14 protein-coding genes are annotated in these 13,815 nt (G+C 68.9%); 10 read left to right on the top strand and 4 right to left on the bottom strand.

What is annotated here, in order from left to right; all coding sequences use genetic code 11:
* The 3 genes from OEJ37_RS33020 to fghA all read left to right on the top strand — a co-directional run.
* On the top strand, positions 1–762 hold a 762-nt coding region (locus tag OEJ37_RS33020), incomplete at its 5' end, for an FGGY-family carbohydrate kinase (protein WP_263349188.1).
* A 324-nt stretch (positions 763–1,086) separates the two neighbouring features.
* Complete coding sequence (locus tag OEJ37_RS33025; protein ID WP_006483756.1) at positions 1,087–2,193, top strand: S-(hydroxymethyl)glutathione dehydrogenase/class III alcohol dehydrogenase; 1,107 nt, start codon at positions 1,087–1,089, stop codon at positions 2,191–2,193.
* Between the two features lie 16 nt (positions 2,194–2,209).
* Positions 2,210–3,058, top strand: coding sequence for an S-formylglutathione hydrolase (gene fghA / locus OEJ37_RS33030; RefSeq protein ID WP_263349194.1), 849 nt, complete (start codon positions 2,210–2,212; stop codon positions 3,056–3,058).
* Between the two features lie 111 nt (positions 3,059–3,169).
* Here the strand turns inward: fghA and OEJ37_RS33035 are convergent, their stop codons facing one another.
* From OEJ37_RS33035 to OEJ37_RS33050, 4 genes are read right to left on the bottom strand one after another with little or no spacing between them, the layout of a single operon-like run.
* Complete coding sequence (locus OEJ37_RS33035; protein ID WP_174419802.1) at positions 3,170–3,952, bottom strand: metal ABC transporter permease; 783 nt, start codon at positions 3,950–3,952, stop codon at positions 3,170–3,172.
* Positions 3,945–4,832: an ABC transporter ATP-binding protein gene (locus OEJ37_RS33040; RefSeq protein ID WP_263349195.1), complete on the bottom strand. Its 888-nt coding sequence runs from the start codon at positions 4,830–4,832 to the stop codon at positions 3,945–3,947. Before OEJ37_RS33040 ends, OEJ37_RS33035 begins: the two co-directional genes overlap by 8 nt.
* Positions 4,833–4,846: 14 nt before the next feature.
* Positions 4,847–5,761, bottom strand: coding sequence for a metal ABC transporter solute-binding protein (locus OEJ37_RS33045; RefSeq protein ID WP_174419800.1), 915 nt, complete (start codon positions 5,759–5,761; stop codon positions 4,847–4,849).
* A gap of 47 nt (positions 5,762–5,808) precedes the next feature.
* Positions 5,809–6,270 (bottom strand): Fur family transcriptional regulator, encoded by a 462-nt coding sequence (locus OEJ37_RS33050; protein WP_174419799.1) that lies wholly within the window; start codon positions 6,268–6,270, stop codon positions 5,809–5,811.
* Between the two features lie 328 nt (positions 6,271–6,598).
* Here OEJ37_RS33050 and OEJ37_RS33055 point away from each other — a divergent pair, with 328 nt between their 5' ends.
* From OEJ37_RS33055 to OEJ37_RS33085, 7 genes are all read left to right on the top strand, one after another.
* Positions 6,599–7,375 (top strand): L-iditol 2-dehydrogenase, encoded by a 777-nt coding sequence (locus tag OEJ37_RS33055; RefSeq protein ID WP_034178892.1) that lies wholly within the window; start codon positions 6,599–6,601, stop codon positions 7,373–7,375.
* 96 nt (positions 7,376–7,471) lie between these two features.
* Positions 7,472–8,428 (top strand): sugar kinase, encoded by a 957-nt coding sequence (locus OEJ37_RS33060; protein WP_263349198.1) that lies wholly within the window; start codon positions 7,472–7,474, stop codon positions 8,426–8,428.
* Positions 8,416–9,777: a D-tagatose-bisphosphate aldolase, class II, non-catalytic subunit gene (locus tag OEJ37_RS33065; protein ID WP_174419797.1), complete on the top strand. Its 1,362-nt coding sequence runs from the start codon at positions 8,416–8,418 to the stop codon at positions 9,775–9,777. The genes OEJ37_RS33060 and OEJ37_RS33065 overlap by 13 nt, the downstream gene beginning before the upstream one ends.
* Positions 9,778–9,838: 61 nt before the next feature.
* The gene (locus OEJ37_RS33070) at positions 9,839–11,164 is read left to right on the top strand and encodes an ABC transporter substrate-binding protein (RefSeq protein ID WP_174419796.1); all 1,326 of its coding nucleotides are present in this window, start codon (positions 9,839–9,841) and stop codon (positions 11,162–11,164) included.
* Positions 11,165–11,278: 114 nt separating this feature from the next.
* Entirely contained in the window at positions 11,279–12,226 is a 948-nt protein-coding gene (locus OEJ37_RS33075; protein WP_174419795.1) for a carbohydrate ABC transporter permease, read from the top strand.
* Positions 12,223–13,074, top strand: coding sequence for a carbohydrate ABC transporter permease (locus tag OEJ37_RS33080; protein WP_175919177.1), 852 nt, complete (start codon positions 12,223–12,225; stop codon positions 13,072–13,074). The genes OEJ37_RS33075 and OEJ37_RS33080 overlap by 4 nt, the downstream gene beginning before the upstream one ends.
* The gene (locus OEJ37_RS33085; RefSeq protein ID WP_174419793.1) at positions 13,071–13,769 is read left to right on the top strand and encodes an HAD family hydrolase; all 699 of its coding nucleotides are present in this window, start codon (positions 13,071–13,073) and stop codon (positions 13,767–13,769) included. The genes OEJ37_RS33080 and OEJ37_RS33085 overlap by 4 nt, the downstream gene beginning before the upstream one ends.
* Positions 13,770–13,815: the final 46 nt, after the last annotated feature.

Genomic DNA, 13,815 nt, shown 5'->3' on the forward strand with positions numbered 1-13,815 from the left:
GCCGACACCGCATGCGCGGCGCTCGGCAGCGGGCTCGCCGCGGCCGGCGACGCGCTGCTGACGACGGGCAGCGGCGGCCAGATCGTCGTGCTCGCGGACGCGCTGCCGCCCGCGCGGCGCGGGCTGCATCGCTATCGCGCGGCGGCCGGCGGCGGCTATTACACGATGGCCGCGATGCAGAACGTCGGGCTCGCGCTCGAAGCCGTGCGTGGCTGGCTCGGCTATTCGGAATGGGCTCACGCGTATGACGACGCGTTCGCGCAACCGGCGTCGGAACGGCTGTGCTTTCTGCCCTACCTGACCGGCGAACGTTCGCCGTGGATGAATCCCGACGCGCGCGGCGGCTGGCTCGGCCTCGGGCTCGGCGACACGCGCGGCGCGATGATGCGTGCCGCGTTCGAAGGCGTCGCGTTCGCGTTGCGCGCGGGGCTCGATGCGATCCGCGATGCGGATCGTCGCGACCCGGTGACGACGCTGCGTCTCGCGGGCGGCGGCTCGGTCGATCCGCGCTGGCGCCAGTTGCTCGCCGACGCGCTCGGCGCGTCGCTGCACGCGATCGATTGCCCGAACGCCGCGACGCGCGGTGCCGCGCTGCTCGCGGGCGTCGCGATCGGACACTGGCGCGAAGATGCGTTGCGCGCGCTGGCGCCGGCCGCGTCGCCGGTCGCCGCGCCGCGCGACGACCGCCTGCTGGTCGCGCGCCACGCACGCTTCGTCGATCTGTATGCGCGCACGGATGCGTGGTTCACGACGGGCGTTTAAACTCGGACACTTGTTCTTTTGCGTCAGCGATGACGCATCGTGGCAAGCCGGCGACCGATTCCCGCACGCGGTGCGCGGCGGGACCGGCCATCATGGCGAGCACGAGATGCTTTTGCCGTGTCGCGCGCGATGTCGCGCGGCATGGGGTCGACCGCTTTGAACGGGGCCCGGTGCGAAGCATGGGACCGGATGCAAGGCATGGGGCCGGAGTCAGTGCTGAAGCACCGACTCCGGCCGACACGAGTGTTGAAGCACTAACCCCGGACGACACAGGCGCCGCAGCGCCACCCCGGGGCGACCTAATTGACAGACAGGAGTGACACGATGAAAACGAAAGCCGCGATTGCATGGAAGGCGGGTGCGCCGCTGACGATCGAGGAAGTCGATCTCGAAGGGCCGCGCGCAGGCGAAGTGCTGATCGAAGTGAAGGCGACGGGCATCTGCCACACCGACTACTACACGCTGTCGGGTGCCGATCCGGAAGGGATCTTCCCGGCGATCCTCGGCCATGAAGGCGCGGGCGTGGTGGTCGACGTCGGCCCCGGCGTCGGCACCGTGAGGAAGGGCGACCACGTGATTCCGCTCTACACGCCGGAATGCCGCGAATGCAAGTTCTGCCTGTCGCGCAAGACCAACCTGTGCCAGAAGATCCGCGCGACGCAGGGCAAGGGCCTGATGCCCGACGCGACGTCGCGCTTCTCGCTCGACGGCAAGCCGCTGTTCCACTACATGGGCACGTCGACGTTCTCGAACTACATCGTCGTGCCGGAGATCGCGGTCGCGAAGGTGCGCGAGGACGCGCCGTTCGACAAGATCTGCTACATCGGCTGCGGCGTGACGACGGGCGTCGGCGCGGTCGTCTACTCGGCGAAGGTCGAGGCCGGTGCGAACGTCGTCGTGTTCGGCCTCGGCGGGATCGGCCTGAACGTGATCCAGGGCGCGAAGATGGTCGGCGCGGACAAGATCATCGGCGTCGACATCAACCCGAAGCGCGTCGAGCTCGCGAAGAAGTTCGGGATGACGCACTTCATCAACCCGAACGAAGTCGAGAACGTGGTCGACCACATCGTGCAACTGACCGACGGCGGCGCCGACTACTCGTTCGAATGCGTCGGCAACGTGAAGCTGATGCGCCAGGCGCTCGAGTGCACGCACAAGGGCTGGGGCCAGTCGTTCATCATCGGCGTGGCTGCGGCCGGCGAGGAAATCAGCACGCGTCCGTTCCAGCTGGTGACGGGCCGCGAGTGGAAGGGCTCGGCGTTCGGCGGTGCGCGCGGCCGCACCGACGTGCCGAAGATCGTCGACTGGTACATGGAAGGCAAGATCAACATCGACGACCTGATCACGCACACGCTGCCGCTCGAGCGGATCAACGAAGGCTTCGACCTGATGAAGGCCGGCGAGTCGATCCGCTCGGTCGTGCTGTACTGACCGGGAGCGCATCGTCATGCTCGAACTCGTTTCCTCGCATGCGTGCCACGGCGGCGAGCAGCGTTTTTATCGCCACGATTCGACGGCGATCGGCCTGCCGATGAAGTTCTCGGTGTACCTGCCGCCGCAGGCCGCGCATGGCCGCGTGCCGGCGCTGTTCTATCTCGCGGGCCTCACCTGCACCGACGAGACGTTCGCGATCAAGGCCGGCGCGCAGCAATACGCGGCGCAGCACGGCGTCGCGCTCGTGATGCCCGACACGAGCCCGCGCGGCGCGGGCGTGCCGGGCGAGACCGATGCGTGGGACTTCGGCGTCGGCGCGGGCTTCTACGTCGATGCGACCGAAGCGCCGTGGTCCGTGCATTACCGGATGGAGTCGTACGTGACGGGCGAGCTGCGCGAGCTCGTCGCGGCCGAGCTGCCGATCGACGGCGCGCGGCTCGGGATCTTCGGGCACTCGATGGGCGGGCACGGCGCGCTGACGCTCGCGCTGCGTCATCCCGGCCTGTACCGGTCGGTGTCGGCGTTCGCGCCGATCGCCGCGCCGACGCGCTGCCCGTGGGGCGAGAAGGCATTCTCGGGGTATCTCGGCGACGATCGCGACGCGTGGAACGCGCACGATGCGAGCGAACTCGTCGCGCGTGCGGATGCGCCGAAGTTCGCGGACGGCATTCTGATCGACCAGGGTCTTGCCGATCAATTCCTCGCGAACCAGCTGAACCCCGACGTGTTCGAAGCCGCCTGCGCGAAGGCCGGCCAGCCGCTGACGCTGCGCCGCCATCCGGGCTATGACCACGGGTACTACTTCATCTCGACGTTCATCGCGGATCACATTGCGCATCACGCGCGTGTGCTCGCACGATGAGCGGGAAGGGAAACCGATAACGCACGCATCGCCGCCCGCAATTGCGGGCGCATAAAAAACGCCGGCGCTGCCCTCGGGCACGCCGGCGTTTTGATTTGCATCGAGCGGCGATCAGTGGCGCCGCAACAGGCTCGCGCCGTACACGAGCGCCGACAGCGCGGTGATCCAGAAGCTCGTCGGCCAGTCGGTGTGATATGCGAGCGTGATGCCGGCCCACGCCTCGAACAGCGCGAACAGCGCGGCGAGCAGCACGCCCGTCGACAGCCGCGTCGACACGTTCTGCGCGGCCGCGGCCGGCCCGACCAGCAGCGTGAACACGAGCAGCACGCCGACGATCTGCGTCGCGGCGGCCACCGCGAGCGCGCATACCGCGAGGAACAGCATCGACACCGTGCGCAGCGACACGCCCTTGGCCTCGGCCAGTTCGGGCTGGAGCGACGCGAACAGCAGCGGCCGCGCGATCAGCGCGAGCGCGATCAGGCTCACTGCGCCGATGCCGGCCAGCACCGCGAGCGTGTCGTGGCTGACCGCGAGCACGTTGCCGAACAGCAGCGCGGTCACCTGCGTCGCGAACGACGTATAGAAATGCAGGAACAGCAGGCCGAAGCCGAGCGCGCCAGACAGGATCACGCCGATCGCGACGTCGCGGCCCGCGAGCCGTTCGCCGAGCGCGCCCATCCCGATCCCGGCCGCGAGCGTGAAGCCGACCATCCCCCAGATCGGCGAGATGCCGAGCAGCACCGCGCCCGTCGCGCCGGTGAAGCCGACGTGCGACAGCGCATGGCCGGCGAAGGTCTGCCCGCGCAGCACCAGGAAGTAGCCGACGATGCCCGCGAGCACCGCGACGATGCCCGACGCCGCGAAGGCATTGATCATGAAGTCGTATTCAAACATCGTGCGAATGCCCGGGATGAGCGTGTCCGTGGTGGTGATGGCCGTGGCCGCCGCCGCCGTGCGAGTGGCCGTCGTCGTCCTCGTGTTCGTGGTCGTGCTTCTCGATCTCGACGTCGCCCGACATCACGAAGATCTTGCCGTTCACGCGCATCACGTCGATCGGCGATCCGTAGAGCCGTGACAGCACGGGCCTCGTGATCACCTCGTCGACGGTGCCGAGCGCTGCGACGCCGTTGCCGAGATACAGCACGCGGTCGAGCGCGTTCAGCAGCGGATTCAGTTCGTGCGCGGAAAACAGCACGGTGATGCCGAGCTCGCGCTGCACGTTGCGCACGAGTTCGACCACGCCGCGCTGGTGGTTCGGGTCGAGGCTGATCAGCGGTTCGTCGAGCAGCAGCAGCTTCGGGCTGCCGAGCAGGCACTGCGCGAGCAGCAGGCGCTGCCGCTCGCCGCCCGACAGTTCCGACAGCGGCCGGCGCGCGAGCGTCGGGCCGCCGACGAGGTCGAGCACGCGGTCGACGTCGCGGCGCGTCGCCGCGTTCGTGTGCGGCAGCCCCCAGCGGTGGCCGTCGGCGGCCATCGCGACGAAGTCGTAGCCGCGCATCCGGCGGTTCGCGAGGCCGCTCCTGATCTGCGGCATGTAGCCGATCGACGCGTTGCCGCGCACGACCGGCACGCCGCCGACCGACAGCGTGCCGGCCGAGACGGGCACGAGGCCGAGCACGGCGCGCATCAGCGTCGTCTTGCCCGCGCCGTTCGGCCCGAGCACGCCGACGAATTCGCCGGGTTCGATCGAGAAGCTGACGTCGCGCAGGATCGTGCGTCCGCCCAGTTCGAGCGTGACGCGATCGACTGCGAGTGCGTGGGGAGTGGCGGTCATGTCGTTGCAGTCGCTTATTTCTTGCCGGCCGACAGCGCGCTGGAGAGCGCATCGAGCTGGCCGGCCATCCATTGCTGGAAGGTCTTGCCGGCAGGCTGCGTCTCGGTGACGCTGACGGCCGGCACGCCGCCGTCGCGCGCGATCTTCAGCATGCGCTTGGTCATCGGCGCTTCGGCCTGGCTGTTGTAGATCAGCACGCGCACCTGCTTCTTGCGCAGGTCGTTCTCGAACGCGGCGACGTCCTGCGCGCTCGCCTCGGTGTCGTTCATCGTCGCGAGCTGGAAGCGCTGGTTGCGCATGTCGAGCCCGATCGCGTCGGACATATAGCCGAACACGGGTTCGGTGGCCGTCACCGGCACGCCCTTGTACTGCGCGCGCAGCGCGGCGACCTTGTCGTCGACGGGCTTCAGCGACGCGACGAACTTCTGCAGGTTCGCGTCGTAGTCGGCCTTGTTCGCGGGGTCGGCGCGGCCGAGCTCGGCCGCGATTGCGCGCGCGGCGGCCGGCATCGTCGCCGGGTCGTACCACAGGTGCGGGTTGTCGCCGGCCTTCTTGCCGACGAGATCGGCGACGACGATCGTCGCGCGCTTCGCCTGCTTCGACGCGCCGAGCAGCTTGCCCATCCACGGATCGTAGTCGGCGCCGTTGTAGATCACGACCTGCGCATGCTGGAGCGCGCGGGCGGTCTTCGGGCTCGCTTCGAACAGGTGCGGATCCTGGTCGGGGTTGCTGAGGATGCTCGTTACCGCGACGTGGCGGCCGCCGATCTGCGACGCGACATCGCCGTAGAAATTCTCGGCGGCGACGACGTTGACGGTCGCGGCCTGCGCGAATGCGGGCGCCGCGAGCGACAGCGCGGCGGCAGCGGCGGCAAGCCAGCGGACAGGCGACAGGGCGCGCCGCGGCGCGCGCTTCAAGGCAATGAACATGAAACTCCTCGTTGAAAGGGGCGGCGCATGCGCCGCGCGATGCGGCGTCAGCGTTGTACGGGCTTGCGCTTGCAGTGCCCGCACAGGCCGCTCAGCTCGACGACCTGATGGTGGACTTCGAAACCGTGCGCGGGCTCGCTCGCGGACAACTGTTTCGCGAGGTCGCCGCCGGGAATCTCGACGGTGTCGCCGCACGAATCGCAGATCAGGAACTGGCCTTCATGCGGCACGCCGATCTCGCAGCATGCGAAGAACGCGTTCTTCGATTCGATCCGGTGGATGAAGCCGTGCTCGACGAGGAAATCCAGCGCGCGATAGACGGTCGTGGGCGGCACGCGGCCGCGCTGCGGTTCGAGTTCGGCGAGCAGGTCGTACGCGCCGATCGGGCGCTGCGCGGCCAGCACGCGTTCGTAGACCTGGCGGCGCAGCGGCGTCCACGCGAGCCCGTGCTCGGCGGCGAATGCGTCGGCCCGGGACAGCCGGGCGTCAATGGGCGATGAGGTAGCCATGGCGTAAAGCAGGCAGTGAAACGGAGTACGGCGATGATATAACGTATCGTCGCGCCGTGCAGCGCGAATTCCCCATTCCGTCCACGCTCCGTCCCCTTCATCGTCGATCCGGCCGCACCGCACCGCGCGCGCCGCGCCTTGCCGGGCATGCGCCACGGGCCGTCGCCATGCGCCGTTGTGCCGCAGCGCGTCATAGAAAGCCGTCGCGTCGCCTTGACAGCGCGAATCGCGTATCCGATCATTCGATCAACAACAGAGCAATTGATCGGTCGGCGAGCGTTCGCTCACCTCGCGATCGTCGTACAGCAGAACGAACCGGAGACAGCCAGTGAGACTGGAAGACAAGGTCGCGATCCTGACGGGCGCCGCAAGCGGCATCGGCGAGGCGGTCGCGCAACGCTATCTGGACGAGGGCGCGCGCTGCGTGCTCGTCGACGTGAAGCCGGCAGGCGGCTCGCTTGCGCGGCTCATCGAAGCGAACCCCGGCCGCGCGGTGGCCGTCACCGCGGACGTCACGCGCCGCGACGACATCGAGCGGATCGTCGCCACTGCCGTCGAGCGTTTCGGCGGCGTCGACATCCTGTTCAACAACGCGGCGCTGTTCGACATGCGCCCGATCCTCGACGAATCGTGGGACGTGTTCGACCGGCTGTTCGCGGTCAACGTGAAAGGGCTGTTCTTCCTGATGCAGGCCGTCGCGCAGCGGATGGTCGAGCAGGGGCGCGGCGGCAAGATCGTCAACATGTCGTCGCAGGCCGGCCGTCGTGGCGAGGCGCTCGTTTCGCACTACTGCGCGACCAAGGCCGCGGTGATCAGCTATACGCAATCGGCCGCACTCGCGCTCGCGCCGCACCGGATCAACGTGAACGGCATCGCGCCGGGCGTCGTCGATACGCCGATGTGGGAGCAGGTCGACGCGCTGTTCGCGCGCTACGAGAACCGGCCGCTCGGCGAGAAGAAGCGGCTTGTCGGCGAAGCCGTGCCGCTCGGCCGCATGGGCGTGCCGGGCGACCTGACGGGCGCCGCGCTGTTCCTTGCGTCGGCCGACGCCGACTACATCACCGCCCAGACGCTGAACGTCGACGGCGGCAACTGGATGAGCTGACATGGCGCCGCTCGCACGCGCAACCTGCCGGCTGGCCCGCGACGACGCGGCATCGCCGCACACCGCGGCCGCCTTCGGACGAGGAGGGTACGCCTGATGGCCGAGATCGTCGTCGCCGGCGAACTGCTCGCCGAATTCGTCGCCACCGAGCGCGGCCAGGGCTTCGATACGCCGGGCCTGTTCGCCGGGCCGTTCCCGAGCGGCGCGCCCGCGATCTTTGCCGATCAGGCAGCACGGCTCGGCGCGCGCGTCGCGTATGCGGGTTGCGTCGGTCGCGACGCGTTCGGCGACGCGATCGTCGCGCGGCTCGAACGCGACGGCGTCGATGTCGCGCGCATTCGCCGCGTCGCGCGCCCGACCGGCACCGCGTTCGTCGCGTATCGCGACGACGGCTCGCGCAGTTTCGTCTTCAGTCTCTCCACTAGCGCGGCCGCGTGCGTCGACGCGTCCGACGTCGATACGGCAATGTTCGACGGCTGTCGTTATTTTCACGTGATGGGCTCGTCGCTGACGAGCGAATCGGCAATTGCCGCGGTCCAGCGCGGCGTGATCGAGGCCGCGCGCGCCGGCGCGAAGGTGTCGTTCGATCCGAACGTGCGCCCCGAGATGCTGAGCTTCCGCCCGATGCGCGCGGCGCTCGACGAGATGCTCGCCGCCTGCCACCTGTTCCTGCCGAGCGAGGCCGACCTGCCGTTCTTCTGCGGGCCGCAGCCGGCCGAGCGCGCGATCGCGGGCCTGCTCGCGACGCATCCGCTGCTCGAGCGCGTCGTGCTGAAGCGCGGCGCGGAAGGCAGCGTCGCGTTCGACCGCGCGAGCCGAGCCGAAGCGCCGGCGTTTCAGGTCGACGAAATCGACCCGACCGGCGCCGGCGACTGCTTCGGCGGCACGCTGGTCGCGAGCCTCGTCGCGGGCGTGCCGATCGATGTCGCGCTGCGCCGCGCGAACGCGGCCGGCGCGATCGCGGTCACGCGGCGCGGCCCGATGGAAGGCAACAGCAGCGCGGCCGAGATCGACCGCTTCCTGACCGAACGAGGTGTGGCATGCCCGGCCTGACGACCGTCGCGGAACGCCCGCGCACCGCGCACGCGGACGCCGTGCTGCGGATGATCTTCGACGCGAACCGCGCGGACGCGCAGCGCGGCATCTATTCGATCTGCAGCGCGCACCGGCTGGTGCTGGAGGCCGCGTGCGAAGCCGCGCGCGCGGACGGCTCGCCGCTGTTGATCGAGGCGACCTGCAACCAGGTGAACCATCTCGGTGGTTATACGGGCATGACGCCCGCCGATTTCCGCCGCGACGTCGATGCGATCGCCGCACGCTGCGGGCTCGCGCCGTCGGCGCTCGTGCTCGGCGGCGACCATCTCGGCCCGAACCCGTGGCGGCATCGTCGCGCGGCCGACGCGATGCGCGAGGCCGGCGCGATGGTCGCCGCGTATGTCGAAGCCGGTTTCGAAAAGATCCACCTCGATGCGAGCATGGCGTGCGCGGACGATCCGGCGCGGCTCGACGACCGCACGATCGCCGCACGCGCGGCCGAACTGTGCCGCGTGGCGGAAGACGCGGCGGCGCGCGCCGGTGTCGCGCCCGTCTACGTGATCGGCACCGAGGTGCCGACGCCGGGCGGCGAGGTCAGCGGCAATCCGGGCGATGCGAACGGCGCGGCGATCGCGCAGATCGCGGTCACGCGCAGCGACAGCATCGCGGCGACGCTCGACGCGCACCGCAGAGCATTCGCGGCGGCCGGGCTCGACGACGCATGGTCGCGCGTCGTCGCGATCGTCGCGCAGCCGGGTGTCGACTTCGACGACCGCCATGTGCTCGACTACGACAGCGCGAAGGCGGCCTCGCTCGGCGCGAGTATCCTGCATACACCGGGCCTCGTGTTCGAAGCCCATTCGACCGATTACCAGACCGAGGGCGCGCTCGCCGCGCTCGTGCGCGACCACTTCGCGGTGCTGAAGGTCGGCCCCGCGCTGACGTTCGCGCTGCGCGAGGCGCTGTTCGCGCTGACGTTCATCGAGGATGCGCTGACCGACGACGTCGCGCAGCGTTCGCGGTTGCGCGACGTCGTCGACGCCGCGATGCGCGCGCAGCCCGAGCACTGGGCGCCGTATTACCGCGGCGACGAAACCGAGCAGCGGCTCGCGCGCCAGTTCAGCTACAGCGACCGCATTCGCTACTACTGGCTGCAGCCGGCCGTCGCGGCCGCGGTCGAGCAACTGTTCGGCAACCTCGCGCGGCAGCCGGTGCCCGAGACGCTCGTCGCACAGTGGCTGCCGGATGTCTACGCGGCGTGCCGCGCGGGCGGGCTCGCGAAGGAGCCGCGCGCATGGGTGCGCCACCGGATACGCGACGTGATCGCGCACTATGCGCGCGCGTGCGGAATGCAGCGGCCGGCGTAACGGGCCGCGAAGGAAACGACGCAAGACCGACGACACTTCGAACAAACACAGGAGACATGCCATGCAACGAAAGATGCTCGACGCCGCCGCACGCTGCTTCGCCGGAGCCGCGCTCGCGACGGCCGCCTGCGCCGCGTCCGCCGGCACGCTGACGATCGCGACGCTGAACAACCCCGACATGATCGAGCTGAAGAAGCTGTCGCCGGCGTTCGAGAAGGCGAACCCCGACATCAAGCTGAACTGGGTGATCCTCGAGGAAAACGTGCTGCGCCAGCGCGCGACGACCGACATCACGACCGGCAGCGGCCAGTTCGACGTGATGGCGATCGGCACCTACGAGACGCCGCAGTGGGGCAAGCGCGGCTGGCTCGCGCCGATCACGGGCCTGCCCGCCGACTACGAACTGAACGACATCGTGAAGACCGCGCGCGACAGCCTGTCGTACAACGGCCAGCTCTATGCGCTGCCGTTCTACGTCGAAAGCTCGATGACGTTCTACCGCAAGGACCTGTTCGCGGCGAAGGGGCTGAAGATGCCCGACCAGCCGACCTACGACCAGATCGCCGAGTTCGCGGACAAGCTCACCGACAAGTCGAAGGGCACCTACGGGATCTGCCTGCGCGGCAAGGCCGGCTGGGGCGAGAACATGGCGTTCGTGTCGACGGTCGTGAACACGTTCGGCGGGCGCTGGTTCGACGAGAACTGGAACGCGCAGCTCACGTCGCCCGAATGGAAGAAGGCGATCACGTTCTACGTGAACCTGCTGAAGAAGGACGGCCCGCCGGGAGCGAGCTCGAACGGCTTCAACGAGAACCTGACCCTGACTGCGTCTGGCAAGTGCGCGATGTGGATCGACGCGACGGTCGCGGCCGGGATGCTCTATAACAAACAGCAGTCGCAGGTCGCCGACAAGATCGGCTTCGCGGCCGCGCCGGTCGCCGCCACGCCGAAGGGCTCGCACTGGCTGTGGGCGTGGGCGCTGGCCGTGCCGAAGACGTCGAAGCAGCAGGACGCCGCGCGCAAGTTCATCGCGTGGGCGACGTCGAAGCAGTACATCGAGATGGTCGGCAAGGACGAAGGCTGGGCGTCGGTGCCGCCGGGCACGCGCGCGTCGACCTATCAGCGCCCCGAGTACAAGGCTGCCGCGCCGTTCTCGGACTTCGTGCTGAAGGCGATCGAGACGGCCGACCCGAACGACCCGTCGCTGAAGAAGGTGCCGTACACGGGCGTGCAGTACGTCGGGATTCCTGAATTCCAGTCGTTCGGCACGGTGGTCGGGCAGTCGATCGCGGGTGCGGTCGCGGGCCAGATGACGGTCGACCAGGCGCTTGCCGCCGGGCAGGCCGCCGCCGACCGCGCGGTACGGCAGGCCGGCTACAAGAAGTAACGCGCAAGCAGTCGCGCGGCCCGCGCCGTGTGCCGTCGCGCACGGTGCGGGTCGGCGAAGCTGACAGGCGGGCAGGCCGTTCGCGCCCGCGCATCAACCGGAGGGACCCCGATCATGCGTCACCTGCGTCTTCCCCTGAGCCACGCTTCGTCGGTCGGCGACGCGTCGTCGCCGCCGGGCGCGCCGCGCCGCGCGCGCGGCGGCGCGAGCTGGCTCGTCTCGCCGTCCGTCGCGGTGCTGCTGCTGTGGATGTCGATTCCGCTCGCGATGACGATCTGGTATTCGTTCTCGCGCTACAACCTGCTGAACCCGGACGTGAAGGGTTTCGCGGGGCTCGACAACTACCGCTTCCTCGCGACCGATCCGTCGTTCCTGCCCGCGATCTGGCACACGCTCGTGCTGATCGGCGCGGTGCTCGCGATCACGGTGATCGGCGGCGTGCTGATGGCCGTGCTGTTCGACCGCAAGTTCTACGGGCAGGGCATCGCGCGGCTGCTCGCGATCGCGCCGTTCTTCGTGATGCCGACGGTATCCGCGCTGATCTGGAAGAACATGATCCTGCACCCGGTGTACGGGCTCGTCGCGAACGCGATGCGCGCGCTCGGGATGACGCCGATCGACTGGTTCGCCGATTACCCGCTTACCGCCGTGATCATCATCGTCGCGTGGCAATGGCTGCCGTTCGCGTTCCTGATCCTGTTCACCGCGATCCAGTCGCTCGACCAGGAACAGAAGGAAGCCGCGCGCATCGACGGCGCGGGCCCGATCGCGATGTTCTTCTACATCACGCTGCCGCACCTGAAGCGCGCGATCGCCGTGGTCGTGATGATGGAGACGATTTTCCTGCTGTCTATCTTCGCGGAGATCTATACGACGACCGGCGGCGGCCCCGGCGACGCGACGACCAACCTGTCGTACCTGATCTACGCGCTCGGCCTGCAGCAGTTCGACGTCGGCCTCGCGTCCGCCGGCGGCATCATCGCCGTCGTGGTCGCGAACGTCGTGTCGTTTTTCCTCGTGCGGATGCTCGCGCGCAACCTGAAGGGAGAGTACGAGAAATGAGCGACCTGACCTTCGAAGGCCGGCGCGTGCCGGCCGCGTTCGACCTCGTGCGGCGCGCGCTGCCCGGCGCGCTCGCGTGGCTGATTGCGCTGCTGCTGTTCTTCCCGATCTTCTGGATGGCGATCACCGCGTTCAAGACCGAGCAGCAGGCATACGCATCGACGCTGTTCTTCATGCCGACGCTCGACAGCTTCCGCGAGGTGTTCGCGCGCAGCAACTACTTCTCGTTCGCGTGGAATTCGGTGCTGATCTCGGCTGGCGTCACGGTGATCTCGCTGCTGTTCGCGGTGCCGGCCGCCTATGCGATGGCGTTTTTCCCAAACCACCGCACGCAGAAGGTGCTGCTGTGGATGCTGTCGACGAAGATGATGCCGTCGGTCGGCGTGCTCGTGCCGATCTACCTGCTGTGGAAGAACGCGGGGCTGCTCGACACGGTGTCGGGCCTCGTGATCGTCTACACGCTGATCAACCTGCCGATCGCGGTGTGGATGACCTTCACGTACTTCAACGAGATCCCGAAGGACATCCTGGAAGCCGGGCGCATCGACGGCGCATCGACGTGGCAGGAGATCGTCTACCTGCTGATGCCGATGGCGCTGCCGGGGCTCGCATCGACCGCGCTGCTGCTCGTGATCCTGTCGTGGAACGAGGCGTTCTGGAGCATCAACCTGTCGAGCTCGAACGCGGCGCCGCTCACGGTGTTCATCGCGTCGTACTCGAGCCCCGAGGGGCTGTTCTGGGCGAAGCTGTCCGCGGCGTCGCTGCTCGCGGTCGCGCCGATCCTGATCGTCGGCTGGCTGTCGCAGAAGCAGCTCGTGCGCGGGCTCACGTTCGGAGCGGTCAAGTGAGCGCGGCCGGCCAAGGTGCGAATGTGCTGATCTGCGATTGCGACGGCGTGCTGATCGACAGCGAGGCCGTCGCCGCCGACGTGATCGTGCGCGAGCTCGACATGCGCTGGCCGGGCGTCGATGCGCGGCCGGCCGTGATGCCGCTGCTCGGGCTGCGCATCGAACGCGTGCTGGCGGGCGCTGCCGACGTCGTCGGCCGCACGCTGTCGGCCGACGACGTCGATGCGATCCGCCGCGCGGTCGAGGCGGCGGCCGTCAATGCGCCGATGGTCGACGGCATCGACGCGGCGCTCGGCGCGATTCAGTTGACGACGGCCTGTGCGAGCAACAGCTACCGTGCATACGTCGAAGCGGCGCTTGCGCGCACGGGCCTCGCGCGCTTCTTCGGCGAACGGCTGTTCTGCGCGGATTCCGTCGCGCGGCCGAAGCCGGCGCCGGACGTGTATCTCTCGGCCGCGCGCACACTCGGCGTCGCGCCCGCGCAGTGCCTCGTCGTCGAGGACAGCGTGACCGGCATCACCGCGGCGGCCGCGGCCGGCATGACCGTGCTCGGCTTCGTCGGCGGCGGGCATGCGTCGGCCGCGCAGATCGACGCGCTGCGCGGCATCGGCGCGCGTCACGTATTCGACGACATGCACGAGCTGCCCGGCTACGTCACGCGCTGGCAGGCGACGGGCGCGGTGCTGCCGAACTAGCAACGATTGCGCGCCGCATGCCTGAATGCGGCGCATCACGAACGAA

Source organism: Burkholderia sp. BKH01, assembly GCF_025685725.1.
Lineage (GTDB): Bacteria > Pseudomonadota > Gammaproteobacteria > Burkholderiales > Burkholderiaceae > Burkholderia > Burkholderia pyrrocinia_C.

What these genes read in the sequence shown, in the direction of transcription:
- OEJ37_RS33050 (WP_174419799.1), bottom strand. Translation starts at nt 6,270, where the DNA reads ATGGCTACCTCATCGCCCATTGACGCCCGGCTGTCCCGGGCCGACGCA.
- OEJ37_RS33065 (WP_174419797.1), top strand. Translation starts at nt 8,416, where the DNA reads ATGCCCGGCCTGACGACCGTCGCGGAACGCCCGCGCACCGCGCACGCG.
- OEJ37_RS33060 (WP_263349198.1), top strand. Translation starts at nt 7,472, where the DNA reads ATGGCCGAGATCGTCGTCGCCGGCGAACTGCTCGCCGAATTCGTCGCC.
- OEJ37_RS33035 (WP_174419802.1), bottom strand. Translation starts at nt 3,952, where the DNA reads ATGTTTGAATACGACTTCATGATCAATGCCTTCGCGGCGTCGGGCATC.
- OEJ37_RS33080 (WP_175919177.1), top strand. Translation starts at nt 12,223, where the DNA reads ATGAGCGACCTGACCTTCGAAGGCCGGCGCGTGCCGGCCGCGTTCGAC.
- OEJ37_RS33045 (WP_174419800.1), bottom strand. Translation starts at nt 5,761, where the DNA reads ATGTTCATTGCCTTGAAGCGCGCGCCGCGGCGCGCCCTGTCGCCTGTC.
- OEJ37_RS33070 (WP_174419796.1), top strand. Translation starts at nt 9,839, where the DNA reads ATGCAACGAAAGATGCTCGACGCCGCCGCACGCTGCTTCGCCGGAGCC.
- OEJ37_RS33025 (WP_006483756.1), top strand. Translation starts at nt 1,087, where the DNA reads ATGAAAACGAAAGCCGCGATTGCATGGAAGGCGGGTGCGCCGCTGACG.
- OEJ37_RS33040 (WP_263349195.1), bottom strand. Translation starts at nt 4,832, where the DNA reads ATGACCGCCACTCCCCACGCACTCGCAGTCGATCGCGTCACGCTCGAA.
- OEJ37_RS33075 (WP_174419795.1), top strand. Translation starts at nt 11,279, where the DNA reads ATGCGTCACCTGCGTCTTCCCCTGAGCCACGCTTCGTCGGTCGGCGAC.
- fghA (WP_263349194.1), top strand. Translation starts at nt 2,210, where the DNA reads ATGCTCGAACTCGTTTCCTCGCATGCGTGCCACGGCGGCGAGCAGCGT.